Source organism: Enterococcus sp. DIV0703 (assembly GCF_051711065.1).
In the GTDB taxonomy this organism is placed as follows: Bacteria; Bacillota; Bacilli; order Lactobacillales; family Enterococcaceae; genus Enterococcus_B; species Enterococcus_B hirae.
Map to the genome: position 1 here is coordinate 47,523 of NZ_JBIOLX010000002.1, position 14,628 is coordinate 62,150.

Genomic DNA, 14,628 nt, shown 5'->3' on the forward strand with positions numbered 1-14,628 from the left:
GAAGACACATGACACCTACGCAATTAAAAGCAAAAGTGAAGAATATTTCCAGAGAAAAAGAAGTTGATCCGCAGCTTGTTTTAAGACATTTTATGATGGAAAAATTCTTGGAAAAAATTTCAGAGTCTCCTTATCGTGAAAATTTTGTGTTAAAAGGCGGCTTCTTAATTGGCTCAAAGTATGGCATTGAAAATCGAACAACTAAAGATATTGATACGACTTTACGGGAAATGAAAGTAACCAAAGAAACATTGACAACGGTTCTAAACGATATTTTTTCAACGCCGACGAAAGAAGGTATTCAATTTGAGATTCAAGGAATGAAAGAAACGAGGGAAGCTGATTATTATCCAGGGTTTAGCTTACGTGTGCTGGCACATTTGGAAAACATGCGGCCAGATTTTAAGGTAGACGTGACGACAGGTGACTCGATCTATCCTGCAACGATCACTCATAGTCATAAATTGATGTTTGAAGATCGAACGATTCCTTTGGAATCTTATCCTACAGAACAAATTATTGCCGAAAAATTAAGTGCAACCTTTGATTTTTTAACAGATAATTCGAGAGGAAAAGATTTTTATGATCTCTATACTATTCCTAAAATGGAGAAGATCGATGAGAAGACCTTGAAAGATAGTGTAAGAAATACATTTACACGTCGAGGAAAAACTGATCCGTTAAAGATTTACTATGAAAAGGATATGGATGTACTGAAAAATAGTCACGAGCTAAAAGACACCTGGAAGAAATATCAAAAAAGCAATCCTTATGCTGCGTCGATCACGTATAAAGAGACAATGGATTCGATTAGTAATTTGATGGAAAAAGTGATTCACGTCGAAGAAAAAGAGCGAAAACTAGCTTATCAAAGACACCAACAGATGAATAGAGAAATGGAGAGATACAGATGATCAATAATGTAACTTTAGTAGGACGCTTAACCAAAGATCCAGATTTACGTTATACCGCAAGTGGTACTGCAGTAGCGACTTTTACCCTAGCCGTCAACCGCAATTTCACGAATCAAAACGGCAATCGAGAAGCTGATTTTATTAACTGTGTGATTTGGCGCAAACCAGCAGAAACGATGGCGACATTAGCTAAAAAAGGCAGTTTGATCGGCGTTGTCGGACGGATTCAAACCCGAACCTACGATAACCAGCAAGGACAACGTGTGTATGTGACAGAAGTTGTAGCTGATAACTTCCAACTATTAGAAAGCAAAGCAGCGACAGAGAGCCGTGTGCACGCTGATCAATCGTCCACGAGTCCAAGCACCACCACTTTTGAACAACGGGATACAGCGACGCCTAACAACAATGGATTGAACGCTTCACAGAATCCATTTGGTGGACAATCAATCGATATTAGCGATGATGATCTACCGTTTTAAGTAGCATTTTCTATTGGTTGCATTTGCTACGGTTTATGTTATAATTTAGTCAACAAAAAGAATTTTCAATCTATAACCAAAAACCACTAGCTGGCGGGCTAGTGGTTTTCTTTTACGTTTCTATTATAAGAATTAACGGGTAGGCTTACTGTCTTTCTTGGCAAATTTACAATCAAGCCATTTGCAGATATAGTGCGCGGCTACTTCTGCCATGATTGCAAAAACAAAATCAAAAAGAATTTTCAAACCTATAACCTCCTCCCCTTGCCAGATTAGGCCGGGGTAGCAGACAGCAAGACTATTATAGCATAATTGAAATATCCAAATGATTGGATTTTTGCTATAATTTTAGCGAGGTGATTGTGATGAACAAATATGTTGGTTTGCTTGATAAAATCCGAGTAATAAAAACGCAACCGTTATTGGTTCGCTTTACTTTACAAACGATTCATGAATCGATTAATTGTGTAGTTGCAGATATTGAAATTATCGATAAATTGCTAATTATGGATGATGGAAAATACAATATTGCCGTCACAGGTCACTTCAATAAACGAAATCAGCTGGTTATTGCTAGCATGTATGTTAGAAATCCCGATCATTTTACGCGATCGATGGGCATATAACAAAAGAAGAGTTGCAATCCTAATGTAGGCCTGCAGCTCTTTTTGTTTTACATAGAAACAAGAAAAATGAAAAGGCCTTTTTAGGAAGGCGCAAGCGCCTTCTCAATTGAAAAACCTCTCTCTCACTCCAACCGCCACCGCCGTTCGAGAAGAAAGGAAGTGAACGTTGCACGTTCACTAAGATAAGGGGTCTTGCAAAGCAAGACAAAATAGAAAAAACTTCCTCTCACCAAAAGGTTCGTTCCTGTTCGCTATCTCTTTATTGATTTGCCAGACCGGCAACAAGTTGCCTTTTATCATCAAAAAGCGACAAGGACAAGGGTAAATGGCACGCTGCGCGCCCTTGTCCTTGTCGCTTTTCGTTGATTCATTCTGGCCAACAAATCAATAAAGAAAGAACTAACGAAAGGAAGTAAACCCTTTCCTAAGAGGAGGCAGAATCAATCATGCGAAAGAAATTTGATTATTGGGGTGTTCCCTTCAGCGAATTATTCCCAAACTATCATGCACCACATACTGTCGAATGCGATTGTGGAGAAAAAGCGAAATGTATCAAAAGCTATCGTTTGTACCAATGTCAAACATGCGGAAAAAAATACACCTTGTCTTATGGCGATTATATTTTGATTGATGAGAAAGGAAAGAAACGCTGATGAAAACACAACACAAATTATTGACTGTAAAAGAAGTCGTTCAAATTTTGGTGGACAAAGAAGTCATTTCTGAAAAAGTAGCAGAAGCTTTACTTATTCCGCGGTACTGGACGATAGAAACCTCTTTAGTAGAGGATGCACCGACTATTCTATTTGAAGACCTAGTTAAAATTGCAGGATATGAACTGCATTATCAAGAAAACTTGGAAACTTATGAAAACGAATATTGGTTAACCAAATTAGAGAACTAAAAAGGAGAAAAAATATGGCTCAAAATTACTATGACGAATTTGTCAAATTACCTTTGGATAAAATGGCACAAAAAATGGAGGATATGACGTTCCTATACCATGAAACACGTGTACCCAAAAAACATTACAAGGAAAAATTGTCAGTCGCAGTGGAAGAAATGATTGAATCAAGTGTCGAAATGAATCTCATTGCGACGTACTATCGAACACTGGAAGAACTGAAAAAACAAAATGGAAAATGGTTTTTCCAAGCCTTACTATGCTTGGAAGTAGGTGTCAAACCAAGCACTATCAAACCTTCCGAATATCAAGCCTTAGAACTGACTTATGCAAAATTCGCACAGATTAAGAAAGCTAAAGCAATGGCTAGCGACTGGCTAGATACTTTTGAAAGTATCGAAAAAATGGTGCATTTTATACGATTCAATCGGAGGAGAAAGATAATGAATAAGGTGGTTTATCAGCTAACAACAGAAGATGTTTCGCAATTTTTAACAAATAAAGAACACTTGAATGAAGTAATCAGACGGATTCAAAAAGACTTTAGTTGTATGGAAGAAATGAAGTACTTTATTCAAAGAGTGGAAGAACAGTTGTATTTGGAAAGTGAAACGAGTCAAACGAAGATTACAGTCAGCCATAATCGTTTAGACGTGTATAAACGTCGTCCTGACACGTTAAAAAAAGGAGCGGAGCTTCTACGACTAGAAACAGAAAAATATATCATGAATGTTTACCTAGAAAGGAGTGAGCTGGTCGAAAACTTTGTCAGCTACACGATTTGCAGGAAACATTATTACTCAGAATCAGAATATTATTCAATTTTTGAGAGCATGGAATTAATGGAAGAAGAAATGGAAGAGCTAAACAGCAAAGATGCGACGGTAGAAGATTATTACCTTGTATTTACTAGATTTTTGACGTGTGGGACGGAATCTATCGTGTTAATGGGAATGGATTATGAACTCGCTGTACCCGAAGCATTTTTGAGGGAATATGTAGAAGAAGTAGATAACCCAGGCGACGACTGGTACACGACTTTAACTGTTTTTTTAGACACCTACACTTACGATGATACAGAAGAAATCCAAAATGAACTTGACCGTAAACGAATGCCATATCAACGATTTGAAAGGAAAAAAGGTCAATAAACATTTATACCGAAAAGTGAGAATGTATGAAATAAGAACAAAAAACCTTGAAATTAAGGGAATGGTTCTTATTTAGCACCAATCGCTCCAACCGCCCCCACCGCTTAGGTAGTGCGAAATAAGCGGGCAAAGCCCGATAACCTAAGAGAAAGAAAGAGATCCATATGAATAAAATCATTCCTCTATTGTTCGTACTGTTTGTTGGCGAGATACTTATGCGTCATGGTGCAGCTGTACATTTGAACCTCGCAATATTTTTGGCAATACTGGTGTTTTGTTTGATCTTTTGGCGATTTGTATTAGCCCTTGTGAGTCTACTATTCAAGGTGATTGCATCTATATTCTTCATAGGGCTATTTCGATGAAAGGAGAGAGTACCAATGCCAATTGCAATAGGAAATAAACGGTTACCCGTTACGTTGGATGAAAAAAGACAAAAAGAATTGCAGGAACTCAAACAGAAGTACGGCAAAAGTGAATCCAGGATTATGTGTATTGCGTTAGATTTATTGATTGCACAAGAAAAAGCAGGATTTGATGTACCATCACTCAAAAAGTGACGTCACTTTTCATTTGAAGAAACAAAAGTGATAGCACTTAATTGTTCCTACTATTTAGAATATTTTCTATGTCCTTTTTATTCCATTTTGTATCAATAACTATGAAATCTTTAAAGTATCCAGAAGAGATTATTTTTAGATCAATTTTTTTCTTACCTGATTCTAAAGATTTTGTTTTCATAAACATATTATGATTTCCTTTCGACTATTTTTATATAAATGTTAACATAGTTTATGAATTCATAGAATGTTAATCTAATTTTCAAAAAGTAAGTAAATAAAATAGAAACAGCAGCATGATCAACTATTCGTCATTGACCATGCTGTCTTTTTTTATTCTATATACGGTTTGTCTCGTAACATTGTAGTCTTTCGCAATCTTAGCGATTGCAACACCTTTTTTTATATCTTCAACGATATTTTTATAAACAAGGCGACGTTGAGAATCTTTTGCATTAGCACTGTATAGTTTAGGACGTCCTTTGTAAACACCGTTCGCTTTAGCAATTTTAATTCCTTGTGCCTGACGACGTTTAGATTCAGTCTGTTCTTGTTCTCTGCACCGAATTTTTTCATTTCTTCAATCTGGTGTTGTTCATTTTGATCGATGGATGAAACACGTATGTATGCAACTCTTAAAATTTTACCTACTTTCTGATATTATTTAAAACACACCCTAATCATACATGTGAAAACCAGATGTCATTTTTCTAGATAAATGGCATATGGATACCAGGAAGGATTAAAATTAAAAAAAACAGAATTACTAGAATAACCAATCGTGAATAATTTATTGCCTGCTATAAGCAACAAAAAGTTCCTTCTAATAAAAGGGACTTTGAAGTTATTTATTTTTTTTGGATTTCCTGTAAATCGAAAAGGCTTCAAGAAGACTTAAAAACAATACCGTATAGAAACCAGAACCTATAAAGTCTTTATTTAGTAAATATTCAACAGAAATTCCGATAATACTACCTAACAATAAGTTGATTAAAAGTGCGAGATAAGGATGTTTTTCGTAGAATAAATCTATTTTAGCTTTCATAGGTTCTCCTTTTGAATTATTTACTCTGTTTTATAAGCAGTGGCTACAGCTCTTCCCGCTCCATCATAACCAGTTCGTTTGTAAAAGCCTACCCAGCCATTATGATTTTTATCCCATAGCCGAGCGACTGCATTTCCTGGGGAATTACCATAATTTGTCCAACCAGCTACAGTTAGAAGATTTCCTATTGCCCAGCCAGGCAGTCCAAAGATACCTAAAACAGAACCAATTCCTTTAGAGTAGGCAGTATTTATAGCCCCAGCTGTTACGCCAGTACTTAAAGCAATATGAGTATATTGCCATGCACCCCATCTTGCAACATTAGCACGAGCTTTTGTTTCCATTTTTACTACCATAAGGTCACCATTCTCGTCTTTTTGTATAGATACACCCACATTATCGCTGCTAGAATAACTTGAATTTTCGGTGATATTTTGTTCGCTAGCAAAAACCATTCCAGTTGGGAGAATTGTTGAGCCCAAAGTTAATAACGAGGTGATAATAGCAAACTTTTTAATAATGTTTTTTTCATGATGTTCACCTCTTTAAATAAATTGTAAGATACGTATTTACGAATTTAATATAACATGTGACTTATCTTAAAAGCGAAAACAATCACAAATAGTTGTTTTGAGTTCATAACCGTTACCTGTTGTCATTTGGCGTTTTAAGAAACAGAATGTATTGCCCAGAAATCATCATCCTTTAAACGAAAGAGACACAGCTAGCTTGTGTGTCATTTTTCTAGATAAATGGCATAAATTTTCAGCGCTAAGTGACAAAAGCAACTAATTTTTCATGATAGATTTTTAAATATCTCAATCTATCTCCAAAATTAGTTGCTTTTGTAGCTATAGTTGACTATGAATATGACAAATAATTAGAAAAAACTGTGCCAAAATGACAGAAGAGGAAGGAACATGAAATATAAATAACTGAAAACACTATATATTCCGAAAAGTGAATATATCTCTTCATAAAATAATCAACATATTTAAAAAATTTAATCAGCCTTTTTGTCGAGATAAAGTTCTTCATTCTATGATATAATGTTACTGTAGTAAGTTTATGACGGTGGCTACTCAGGGGGTGATGCCTATGTGCATTTTCCTACTTCATAGAAGGGAGTAGCATTTTTTGTCTGTTGCTGAAGCAATTGGTTTAATGATTCAATTTGGATCATTCGTCCTTGCTTTAGTCGGCATTATGCTGACAATTAGCAAAAACAACAAAAAATAAACCCGTCATAATCTTTGGCTGGATTGACGGGTTTATTTAACCTATAAAAATACTAGCCACTGTCTTAAACAGGCTACACTTTAGGGGCTATGTTTGCGCATCGCTCCTTATTTACTTACAGTATATCATAGATAGAGAAAAAAGAAAAGGAATAAAGGCTAGTTTTGATAAAAGCTAGCCTTTATTTTTTTATTCACATTTCAATAATCTAGGAAAGAATTAAAGGAGGTGGTGTCGCCAGCAACGACTACAACTTGAACCAGCTATCTACAGTGTATTTGCTGTGTCTTTTGGGTATACTCTAATGGTACAAATCCATATTTGCTTAAAGCGTTGATTTTTCAGTGTCACTTTTCTATTTAAATGGCAAAAATTTTTAGTAATAAATGACAAAAGCTACCAATTTTTTGGTAGCTTTTTATATACCTACCACTAAACTATCTCTTGCTGCTTCGACAACTTCTACAGTAATCTTATCCATTTGATTGATTCTTAAAATACGATCAATCTGTGCAAATAAACGATGAATAAGCCTAAAATTTCCTTTTGTAATTTTAATGATAGTTGTGATAGCCTCATAATCAGAAAAATCTTCTAACTTAATATCAATTCCTAAGTCTGACCATTTGTATTCCAAAATATGATGTGTTTCATCCTTACTAAGGTTATCAAATTCATGCGCAAATCCTATGCGAGAGTAAAGTTGCGGATAACGAGACAACCTTTTTTCAATACCAGGCATACCGATAAGAACCATTGCCAGATCATTTCTATCATAAATATCTCTTAGCTGTTCTAAATGCTGAAGCTTTAAACGATCAATTTCATCGACAATAATTAAATCAATTGCTTCATAGGTTTTAGGCACAGAAGGATATTCTTGATTGTATTTTAATACCATATGCATTGCTTTAGTCAGACCTATTCTACTAGTTATTGTGTTAATATCAGAACTGACACGAGACATCTTTTCAGCTGGTGCAGTATAAAAAACTTTATTTACACTTAATATTTCATCTGTTGCATTTTTTCCAATATCATCAGCACGATGATAGGCAATTTGCTTTTCTATATTATCCCAGTTACAGTAATACCTTGAAGATAATGTTTTACCTACGCCAGGAGCACCATAGCAAATTCCAATATACTTATATTTAATACATGCGTCACAAAATTCAGCAAATCGTTTATATTCTTTTGTTTCAATAAAGGTTTTATTCATTATAGTACCTCTTTAAAGCTGATTTCTTAGGTGGGTTAGTTATTTCTTCATACTTTTTCTCTTCAATTAATAATTCTACAGAACTTGGTACTTGTATCTTTTGTTTTAATAATTTTTTTCGTTTATTTCTAGCAAAAATTAAATCATCCATATTGATTTCATAATTTGAAATATCTGGAGAAATGGCATTACAAAGAAACCGATTCTTATAAAATACTCTAATTTCTGCCAAATCATTTGGCGTATAACGGATTAAAACAGGTTCTCCAACAAACGCAGATAAATTAGGATTAGTATATCGTAATCCTTGGAAATGAATTCCATCAGAGTGGACTTTTCGAGTTTTGGGAATTTCTAATAACAATAAATCTAACTCTTCTAAACTATTAGGCATATTCGGTAAAAATAAATGCTCACTCCATTTTTTTATCGGACTTACTTTAATAGAAGAATGATTTGTTTGATTATATTCATTGATAAGAAAACAGTGTAATTTCTCTTTAAATTCTTGAATAGTTAATAATTTTTCGTTGCAGTTATTTTCAATATAACCTGGTAATCCTTCTAAAAGCATTTGGTTAATCGTCTGGAAAAAACGCTCAATTTTCCCACGCCCTCTTGGAATTCCTATGGTAGAAAAAATGAGATTTATTCTTAAATCAACAGCGACTTGTTCCATAAAATTTGAAGTAAAATCACTTCCGTGATCCGTATAAAAATTTTCAGGAATACCACATATAGGCCACGAAGAATCTTTTTTTGTCCAAATAGCTTGATGTAAGGTTAATGATGTATTGATTGCTGAAGGAGCAGAAAAACTCAAATAATAACCAGCCACAGCTCGACTATAATCATCTAATATAATAGTCAACCAGGGACGATTTATATTTCCTTTTTCATCAAGTAAATTGATATTTAATAAGGTATGATCTGCTTGCCAAATTTCATTCGGTCTTGTTGCTTCCCTTATAGCAATTAAATCATAATTCTCTTTATATATTCTCTCTCCCTCATGGGCTAACTGAATGAGACTTTTGGGAATCCTTTTACGCAATTTATAAATTTGAGAATAACTTGGTATATCCAGTTTGTTCTCTTTACAATAGGAAGCAATTTTTCGAGATAATGTCTTTGTACTTATTTTTTTGTATCTCAATACGAATTCTTCTATTTTTTGTTGAACTTCTTCTGAAACCCTAATTTGCTCAAAATCAGTTCGTGTCTTCCTAATTAAACCAACTAGACCATCATGTTCATATTTTTGTACCCAACGATAGAGTGTACGAGTAGGTACTTTATTTTTAATAGCTATTTCTTTTATCGTTTCTTGTTTATTAAGATAAGGCTCAATAATTTTATATTTTTTCATCGCATCTATTCTTTGTTGATCAGAAAAACTAGTGAGCGTTTGTTTTTCCATCTTTTTCATCCATTTTATCTAAATAACGATAAATCGTTGTTCGAGAAACATTCCAACGTTCGGCAATCGTCTTAATAGGCGTACCACTATCCACTAAAGTCTTCAGTAATTCCAAATCCTGAGAGGTCAATTTTTCAGGACGTCCACCAAACCTTCCTCTTGCACGTGCGGCAGCACGTCCAGCTGCTGATCGTTCCAAGATCAAATTACGTTCAAATTCTGCAAATGCTGCGAATAGATGAAACATAAGTTGACCAGTCGAACTGGATTTATCCATTGTGATATTTTCTTGAAGACTATGAAAACTCACTCCTCGTTCATTCAAACGATTCACAATCGAAATTAAATCTTCCATATTTCTTCCTAGACGATCTAAACGCCAAACAACAAGTGTATCACCAGAACGAACAAAATCGATCGCCATTTCTAATCCTGGTCGATTACTTTTTGCCCCACTCATATGATCGGTAAAAATTTTTTCACAGCCAAACTTATTTAAACTATCTTCTTGTAAATCTAAATTTTGTAAACCAGTAGATACCCGGGCGTATCCAATTTTCAAAAAAATCACTCCCTCATTAATTTTATTGTAACATAACTTTACACCAATGGTATAAATGAACATAGATTTTGATATGGGTTTATGAACACATAATAGAATCAAAATTATAGAAATAAGATAAAAAAATAGACTGTTCAGAAACGCCTGATTTTCTGTACATTATATACTAGTGTACATTTAAGTTATTTTAAGCTATTATATTTATATACTTAAAATTACTTATTTTTTTACGAAGGGGATTGAATAGGTGAATCAACAAAAAAGATTGATGATAATTATGGAAAGACTGGAAAAAGAAAAATCATTGACTTTACAAGACATTATGCAACTCACAGGTGTTTCTAGAGACACGGCTAGGCGAGATACAATAAAGTTAACGGATAGTAACCTTGTGATCCGAACTTATGGAGGTATTAGTTTAGCAAATTCGTTTAATAAAATAGATGGATATTTAGGAAGAACAGATCAAGAACTTCAAGTGAAAAAGCAAATTGCTAAAGAAGCAAGTAAACTATTACTTGAAAAGCAAACCGTATATTTAGATGTGTCGACCACAATCTCACTTTTGCCTCAATATTTAGCGAATAGAAATATAAACTTAGCTGTGACAAACTCGATTGACATTGCCGATCAATTCTTAAAGACCACTTCAATACCTACTACGATTCTTGGAGGAACTTTAAATAGAGAAAGCCGTTCAGTTACTGGTGGATACCCAATCTGGGAATTAACTAAGTATCGGTTTGATAGTTCTTTCTTAAGTTGTGCGGGTATAAATAATCAGGGAATCTATTATGCCCATGAAGAAGACATCGCAATGAAACAGGCAGTTAGAGAGAAAAGTAATAAAGTCGTATTACTATGTGATCATACAAAAATTAATTTATCACACAATTACCTTGTCTACTCGTTTGAAGAAATTGATTATTTGATAACTGATAAAAAAATTCCTGAAGAATTAGTTGTTAGAATAGGAAAGAGCAAAATCATCTACACAAAGGAGAATAGCTATGATTAAAACGATATTATTTGATGTTGATGGAACGATTATTGATACAGAATATGTTATGACATATTCTCTGCAAAAAACATTGCGTGAAGAATTAGAGAAGGAAATCCCGATTAAAGAATTACATTATATTTTAGGTATTCCTGGAAGAGAAGCTATTAAAAAGTTTGTAAATACTGAAGAAGAAGAGGAAACTCTCTTATCAAAATGGGGTGAAAACGTACTTTTATTAGCAGACAATGCCCAAGTTTTTCCGCATATAGAAGAAACATTACAGACATTGCATGTAAAAGGAATTCAATTAGGACTTGTCACATCTAAAACAAAAGAAGAAATGAAAAATGAGTTTGATCGATTTAATTTAAATCTATATTTTGATATACAAATTACAGCTTCAGATACTAAGTTGCATAAACCTTTTCCGGATCCCATACAAAAGGCAATTGATGAATTGGGCATAAAAAAAGCAGAAACGATTTATATTGGTGATTCATTATATGACATGCAAAGTGCGAAAGCTTGTGGGATAGCATTTGGTTTAGCTAAATGGGGAGCCAAAAATATAGAAAAATTTCAAAGTATAGATATAATTATTGATTCTCCTCAAGAAATACTTGATTTGTTAGAAAAATAGACAAAGAGCGTGAGATAAGGATAGGGTCTCACGCTCTTTGTTTTTCGCCATTTAAAGATTGAAATTTTTGCCATTTAAAAAGAAAAGTGACATCAATTTTTCACTTCAAAGGAGTTTTTTAAATAAAATTGGTTAAAACTTGGAGCTGCGTTTTTTTATATGAGGAAAATTTCAAGCGCTAGCAGAGTATAATTTTACTATTCAAACGCAAGTGTATAGAAAATTATAGTTTTCTATATAGTTGGATTTTTACAAGTTATATCTGGATCAATAAGAACCATGGAGTATTTAATTGTAATGGTCCACCAATATGTGGAGAAATATACTAAATTGAAATTTTCAGTCATGGTATAATGTTTATGCTGTCTGCTACCCCGGCCTATTCTGGCAAGGGGAGGAGGTTGTATAATGAATTACCTTTTCGATATGTTTTTTGCAATTGTAGCAAAAGTAATCGCGCATTACATCTGTAAATGGCTTGATTGCAAAATTATTGCCAAAAAAGACAGTAAGCCTACCCGTTAATCTGAAAAGAACGTAAAAGAAAACCACTAGCCCGCCAGCTAGTGGTTTTTGGTGTATAATGAATTATCTTTTCGTTAAAACAATTATACCATATCTATTAATAATTACAATCAACTAAATACAATAGATAAAGTTTGTTTTTTGCAATTGCGGCAGAAGTAGCAGCCCCTACATCTGTAAATAGCTTGATTGCAGAATTGTCAAAAAAGACAGTAAGCCTACCCGTTGATCTGAAAAGAACGTAAAAGAAAGCCACTGGCTCGACCGCTAGTGGCCTTCGGTCGTAATATGAACCTGTTTTTGATAATTTTATCATAGCATATATTCTGTTAATTGTAATCAGGCAAATACTTATTTGTAAACTTACAAACAAGTGCAATTTTCAAGTCTACTCTTTTAAATAGCTATAGCAAAACAAGTTAATAAATTACCCCTCAACATCTGCTTAGATTTTTAGGCTAAATTATGTGTTCTTTGGTTATTGCTCTCCCCTTCTTACTCTCTTAAACACTTAACTAGTTACATTCACTTATTTTCAATTATTTAATTATATAGAAAGATTGTTCTTTCTATATAATTGTAATAAAAATTTTTAAAATCCGGATCCCCTCTTTTTGAAATAATCAATAAGCTCTTCTTTAAATTTAACTTTTCTGCAATGTCCTTGCTTTCTGACCGATTTTTAAGAGTCAAAACTTCTGATTCTCTACCCCTACTTTATTCGCGTATACCAATTTTTGTGTTTGATAAAAAAATATTGTGAAATCAATTTTTTTATAAAAAAATTATGTATACCAATTGACAATAACTCTTACAATTGGTATAGTCCAATTATAAGAGTTATTTCTCTCCCCTACTCTTTGAAAGGATGAATATAATGAAAAATACGGAAATATATATAAAAATAGATGAAATATTGCTTCATATGCCAGATTATATAAAAGACTTTGTTCAGGAACGTGAGGATAAAGATCAATCTCCTCGTACAACGCTAGAATACCTGAAAAATTATAAACTCTTTTATAATTGGCTACTAAGCGAATCTATTGTTGCCGATACTTCCATCGCATCAATAAAGCAATTAACAGCTTATGATTTAAATCTATATAAGTCCCACTTAAAGCGTCGTGCAAAAGAAAATGTCAAAAAAGAATCTACTAAATCTCAACTTGAAGACAACAATAACTTGGGCTTATCGATTCCTACTATTAACCGAAATATCACAGCACTAAAAGTTTTGTTTAAGTACCTTTCTACGAGCTCAAATAATCCTTTAGGAAAGCCCTATTTAGAAAAAAATCCTATGGATCAAGTATCTACTATTGCAGATAAAACAACGTTAGCTGCACGTGCAAATGCTATAGAGAAAAAATTATTTTTAGAAGATGATACACAAAACTATTTGGATTACATTGCAGTGGACTATAAGAACACTTTGAGTAAAAGAGCATTAGTTTATTATCAAAGAGATATTGAAAGAGATCTTGCAATAAATGCTCTTATCTTAGGTTCTGGATTGCGGTTATCGGAAGTTGTAAATATTAACTTGGAAGATCTATCTTTAGAGAAGAACAATGTTGTAGTGACTAGAAAAGGAAATAAAAGAGATGCTGTGAATATAGCAGCATTTGCGATGGAATATCTTGCAAATTATTTAGCTATTCGAAAAGAACGGTATAAAGCTTCAGATGATGAAAAAGCCTTTTTCCTGACAACCTACCAAGGAGAAGCAAAACGGATCTCAGGAATTGCTATAGAACGAATGGTAGCAAAATATTCGAAAGGTTTTAGGGTACAAGTCAGTCCACACAAATTGCGTCACACATTGGCCACAAGACTTTATCAGCAAACAAATTCTTTAGTGCTAACCGCTCAACAACTAGGACACTCTAGTACTAATACAACAACTTTATATACCCATATAGATAATTCCTCTACAATTGATGCGCTGAATGCTTTATAAGCATAATATATAAATAGGCGGTACAGCGTAGTAGGAATGATGAAAGAAACTGTGAATCTTTTGACAATCAAGGGATTAGCGGTTTTTTTGTTGTTCTAACAATCTTTTATTAATAGATATGATTGACTATTAAGTATTTCATAGTACATAATTAATGATAAGTAGAGGTGGTCTATATAAAAGTTTTCAACATCCAAAACTAAAAATCATTCTATAAATAAATTAGATTTTTATTTAATTGTTGAAGGATTAGCCTTTTGAGAAATTTCTCTTGCCCGATATTCCTTTGCGAGGTGTTAAAAAACAAGTACTATGCAAAGGTTATCTTCAATAATAATTACATACATATAATTATTATTGAAAATTTCTGGT

16 protein-coding genes and 3 pseudogenes are annotated in these 14,628 nt (G+C 33.5%); 13 read left to right on the forward strand and 6 right to left on the reverse strand.

The window, feature by feature from the left end:
* The first annotated feature begins 8 nt into the window (after window positions 1-8).
* The 9 genes and pseudogenes from IGK81_RS13420 (at window position 9) to IGK81_RS13460 (ending at window position 4,637) form a co-directional block, all read left to right on the forward strand.
* Window positions 9-914, forward strand: a complete 906-nt coding sequence (locus IGK81_RS13420; protein ID WP_181933597.1) for a nucleotidyl transferase AbiEii/AbiGii toxin family protein — start codon at window positions 9-11, stop codon at window positions 912-914.
* Window positions 911-1,396 carry a single-stranded DNA-binding protein gene (ssb, locus tag IGK81_RS13425; RefSeq protein ID WP_002343426.1) on the forward strand — a complete coding sequence of 162 codons (486 nt, stop codon included), beginning with the start codon at window positions 911-913 and terminating at the stop codon, window positions 1,394-1,396. Before IGK81_RS13420 ends, ssb begins: the two co-directional genes overlap by 4 nt.
* Before the next feature lie 365 nt (window positions 1,397-1,761).
* A complete protein-coding gene (locus IGK81_RS13430; protein WP_002296240.1) occupies window positions 1,762-2,022 on the forward strand; it encodes a hypothetical protein in 261 nt (86 codons plus the stop codon).
* Window positions 2,023-2,468: 446 nt separating this feature from the next.
* A complete protein-coding gene (locus IGK81_RS13435; RefSeq protein WP_081123830.1) occupies window positions 2,469-2,675 on the forward strand; it encodes a DNA helicase UvrA in 207 nt (68 codons plus the stop codon).
* Window positions 2,675-2,926 carry a hypothetical protein gene (locus IGK81_RS13440; protein WP_181933598.1) on the forward strand — a complete coding sequence of 84 codons (252 nt, stop codon included), beginning with the start codon at window positions 2,675-2,677 and terminating at the stop codon, window positions 2,924-2,926. The genes IGK81_RS13435 and IGK81_RS13440 overlap by 1 nt, the downstream gene beginning before the upstream one ends.
* Before the next feature lie 14 nt (window positions 2,927-2,940).
* Window positions 2,941-3,377: pseudogene (locus IGK81_RS13445) on the forward strand (hypothetical protein).
* Window positions 3,370-4,077, forward strand: a complete 708-nt coding sequence (locus tag IGK81_RS13450; RefSeq protein WP_181933599.1) for a hypothetical protein — start codon at window positions 3,370-3,372, stop codon at window positions 4,075-4,077. Before IGK81_RS13445 ends, IGK81_RS13450 begins: the two are co-directional and overlap by 8 nt.
* 164 nt (window positions 4,078-4,241) lie before the next feature.
* Complete coding sequence (locus IGK81_RS13455) at window positions 4,242-4,442, forward strand: hypothetical protein (protein WP_053765593.1); 201 nt, start codon at window positions 4,242-4,244, stop codon at window positions 4,440-4,442.
* A 15-nt stretch (window positions 4,443-4,457) separates the two neighbouring features.
* A complete protein-coding gene (locus IGK81_RS13460) occupies window positions 4,458-4,637 on the forward strand; it encodes a hypothetical protein (protein ID WP_002329880.1) in 180 nt (59 codons plus the stop codon).
* Window positions 4,638-4,941: 304 nt separating this feature from the next.
* Here IGK81_RS13460 and IGK81_RS13465 read toward each other — a convergent pair.
* The 3 genes and pseudogenes from IGK81_RS13465 to IGK81_RS13475 all read right to left on the reverse strand — a co-directional run.
* Window positions 4,942-5,193, reverse strand: a pseudogene (locus tag IGK81_RS13465) (helix-turn-helix domain-containing protein); the annotation flags it as partial.
* A 288-nt stretch (window positions 5,194-5,481) separates the two neighbouring features.
* Window positions 5,482-5,682 (reverse strand): hypothetical protein, encoded by a 201-nt coding sequence (locus tag IGK81_RS13470; protein WP_002338856.1) that lies wholly within the window; start codon window positions 5,680-5,682, stop codon window positions 5,482-5,484.
* Between the two features lie 20 nt (window positions 5,683-5,702).
* Window positions 5,703-6,038, reverse strand: a complete 336-nt coding sequence (locus IGK81_RS13475) for a hypothetical protein (protein WP_431393442.1) — start codon at window positions 6,036-6,038, stop codon at window positions 5,703-5,705.
* 744 nt (window positions 6,039-6,782) lie between these two features.
* Here IGK81_RS13475 and IGK81_RS13480 point away from each other — a divergent pair.
* A pseudogene (locus IGK81_RS13480) lies at window positions 6,783-6,921 on the forward strand (putative holin-like toxin).
* Window positions 6,922-7,339: 418 nt separating this feature from the next.
* On the opposite strand, the gene IGK81_RS13485 reads toward IGK81_RS13480, so the two are convergent.
* The 3 genes from IGK81_RS13485 to IGK81_RS13495 are packed head-to-tail and all read right to left on the reverse strand — an operon-like array spanning window position 7,340 to window position 10,125.
* A complete protein-coding gene (locus IGK81_RS13485) occupies window positions 7,340-8,143 on the reverse strand; it encodes an AAA family ATPase (protein WP_081123835.1) in 804 nt (267 codons plus the stop codon).
* Window positions 8,136-9,563 (reverse strand): Mu transposase C-terminal domain-containing protein, encoded by a 1,428-nt coding sequence (locus tag IGK81_RS13490; protein ID WP_431393444.1) that lies wholly within the window; start codon window positions 9,561-9,563, stop codon window positions 8,136-8,138. The genes IGK81_RS13485 and IGK81_RS13490 overlap by 8 nt, the downstream gene beginning before the upstream one ends.
* Window positions 9,541-10,125, reverse strand: coding sequence for a recombinase family protein (locus IGK81_RS13495; RefSeq protein ID WP_431393446.1), 585 nt, complete (start codon window positions 10,123-10,125; stop codon window positions 9,541-9,543). Before IGK81_RS13495 ends, IGK81_RS13490 begins: the two co-directional genes overlap by 23 nt.
* A 247-nt stretch (window positions 10,126-10,372) precedes the next feature.
* Here IGK81_RS13495 and IGK81_RS13500 point away from each other — a divergent pair, with 247 nt between their 5' ends.
* The 3 genes from IGK81_RS13500 to xerS all read left to right on the forward strand — a co-directional run bounded on the left by IGK81_RS13500 (window position 10,373) and on the right by xerS (window position 14,256).
* Window positions 10,373-11,143 (forward strand): DeoR/GlpR family DNA-binding transcription regulator, encoded by a 771-nt coding sequence (locus IGK81_RS13500; protein WP_010721059.1) that lies wholly within the window; start codon window positions 10,373-10,375, stop codon window positions 11,141-11,143.
* Complete coding sequence (locus IGK81_RS13505) at window positions 11,136-11,768, forward strand: HAD family hydrolase (protein ID WP_081129176.1); 633 nt, start codon at window positions 11,136-11,138, stop codon at window positions 11,766-11,768. Before IGK81_RS13500 ends, IGK81_RS13505 begins: the two co-directional genes overlap by 8 nt.
* A gap of 1,402 nt (window positions 11,769-13,170) precedes the next feature.
* Window positions 13,171-14,256 carry a tyrosine recombinase XerS gene (xerS, locus tag IGK81_RS13510; protein WP_412003971.1) on the forward strand — a complete coding sequence of 362 codons (1,086 nt, stop codon included), beginning with the start codon at window positions 13,171-13,173 and terminating at the stop codon, window positions 14,254-14,256.
* Window positions 14,257-14,628: the final 372 nt, after the last annotated feature.

What these genes read in the sequence shown, in the direction of transcription:
- IGK81_RS13475 (WP_431393442.1), bottom strand. Translation starts at nt 6,038, where the DNA reads ATGGTAGTAAAAATGGAAACAAAAGCTCGTGCTAATGTTGCAAGATGG.
- xerS (WP_412003971.1), top strand. Translation starts at nt 13,171, where the DNA reads ATGAAAAATACGGAAATATATATAAAAATAGATGAAATATTGCTTCAT.
- IGK81_RS13485 (WP_081123835.1), bottom strand. Translation starts at nt 8,143, where the DNA reads ATGAATAAAACCTTTATTGAAACAAAAGAATATAAACGATTTGCTGAA.
- IGK81_RS13455 (WP_053765593.1), top strand. Translation starts at nt 4,242, where the DNA reads ATGAATAAAATCATTCCTCTATTGTTCGTACTGTTTGTTGGCGAGATA.
- IGK81_RS13460 (WP_002329880.1), top strand. Translation starts at nt 4,458, where the DNA reads ATGCCAATTGCAATAGGAAATAAACGGTTACCCGTTACGTTGGATGAA.
- ssb (WP_002343426.1), top strand. Translation starts at nt 911, where the DNA reads ATGATCAATAATGTAACTTTAGTAGGACGCTTAACCAAAGATCCAGAT.
- IGK81_RS13470 (WP_002338856.1), bottom strand. Translation starts at nt 5,682, where the DNA reads ATGAAAGCTAAAATAGATTTATTCTACGAAAAACATCCTTATCTCGCA.
- IGK81_RS13435 (WP_081123830.1), top strand. Translation starts at nt 2,469, where the DNA reads ATGCGAAAGAAATTTGATTATTGGGGTGTTCCCTTCAGCGAATTATTC.
- IGK81_RS13420 (WP_181933597.1), top strand. Translation starts at nt 9, where the DNA reads ATGACACCTACGCAATTAAAAGCAAAAGTGAAGAATATTTCCAGAGAA.
- IGK81_RS13490 (WP_431393444.1), bottom strand. Translation starts at nt 9,563, where the DNA reads ATGGAAAAACAAACGCTCACTAGTTTTTCTGATCAACAAAGAATAGAT.
- IGK81_RS13430 (WP_002296240.1), top strand. Translation starts at nt 1,762, where the DNA reads ATGAACAAATATGTTGGTTTGCTTGATAAAATCCGAGTAATAAAAACG.
- IGK81_RS13440 (WP_181933598.1), top strand. Translation starts at nt 2,675, where the DNA reads ATGAAAACACAACACAAATTATTGACTGTAAAAGAAGTCGTTCAAATT.
- IGK81_RS13505 (WP_081129176.1), top strand. Translation starts at nt 11,136, where the DNA reads ATGATTAAAACGATATTATTTGATGTTGATGGAACGATTATTGATACA.
- IGK81_RS13450 (WP_181933599.1), top strand. Translation starts at nt 3,370, where the DNA reads ATGAATAAGGTGGTTTATCAGCTAACAACAGAAGATGTTTCGCAATTT.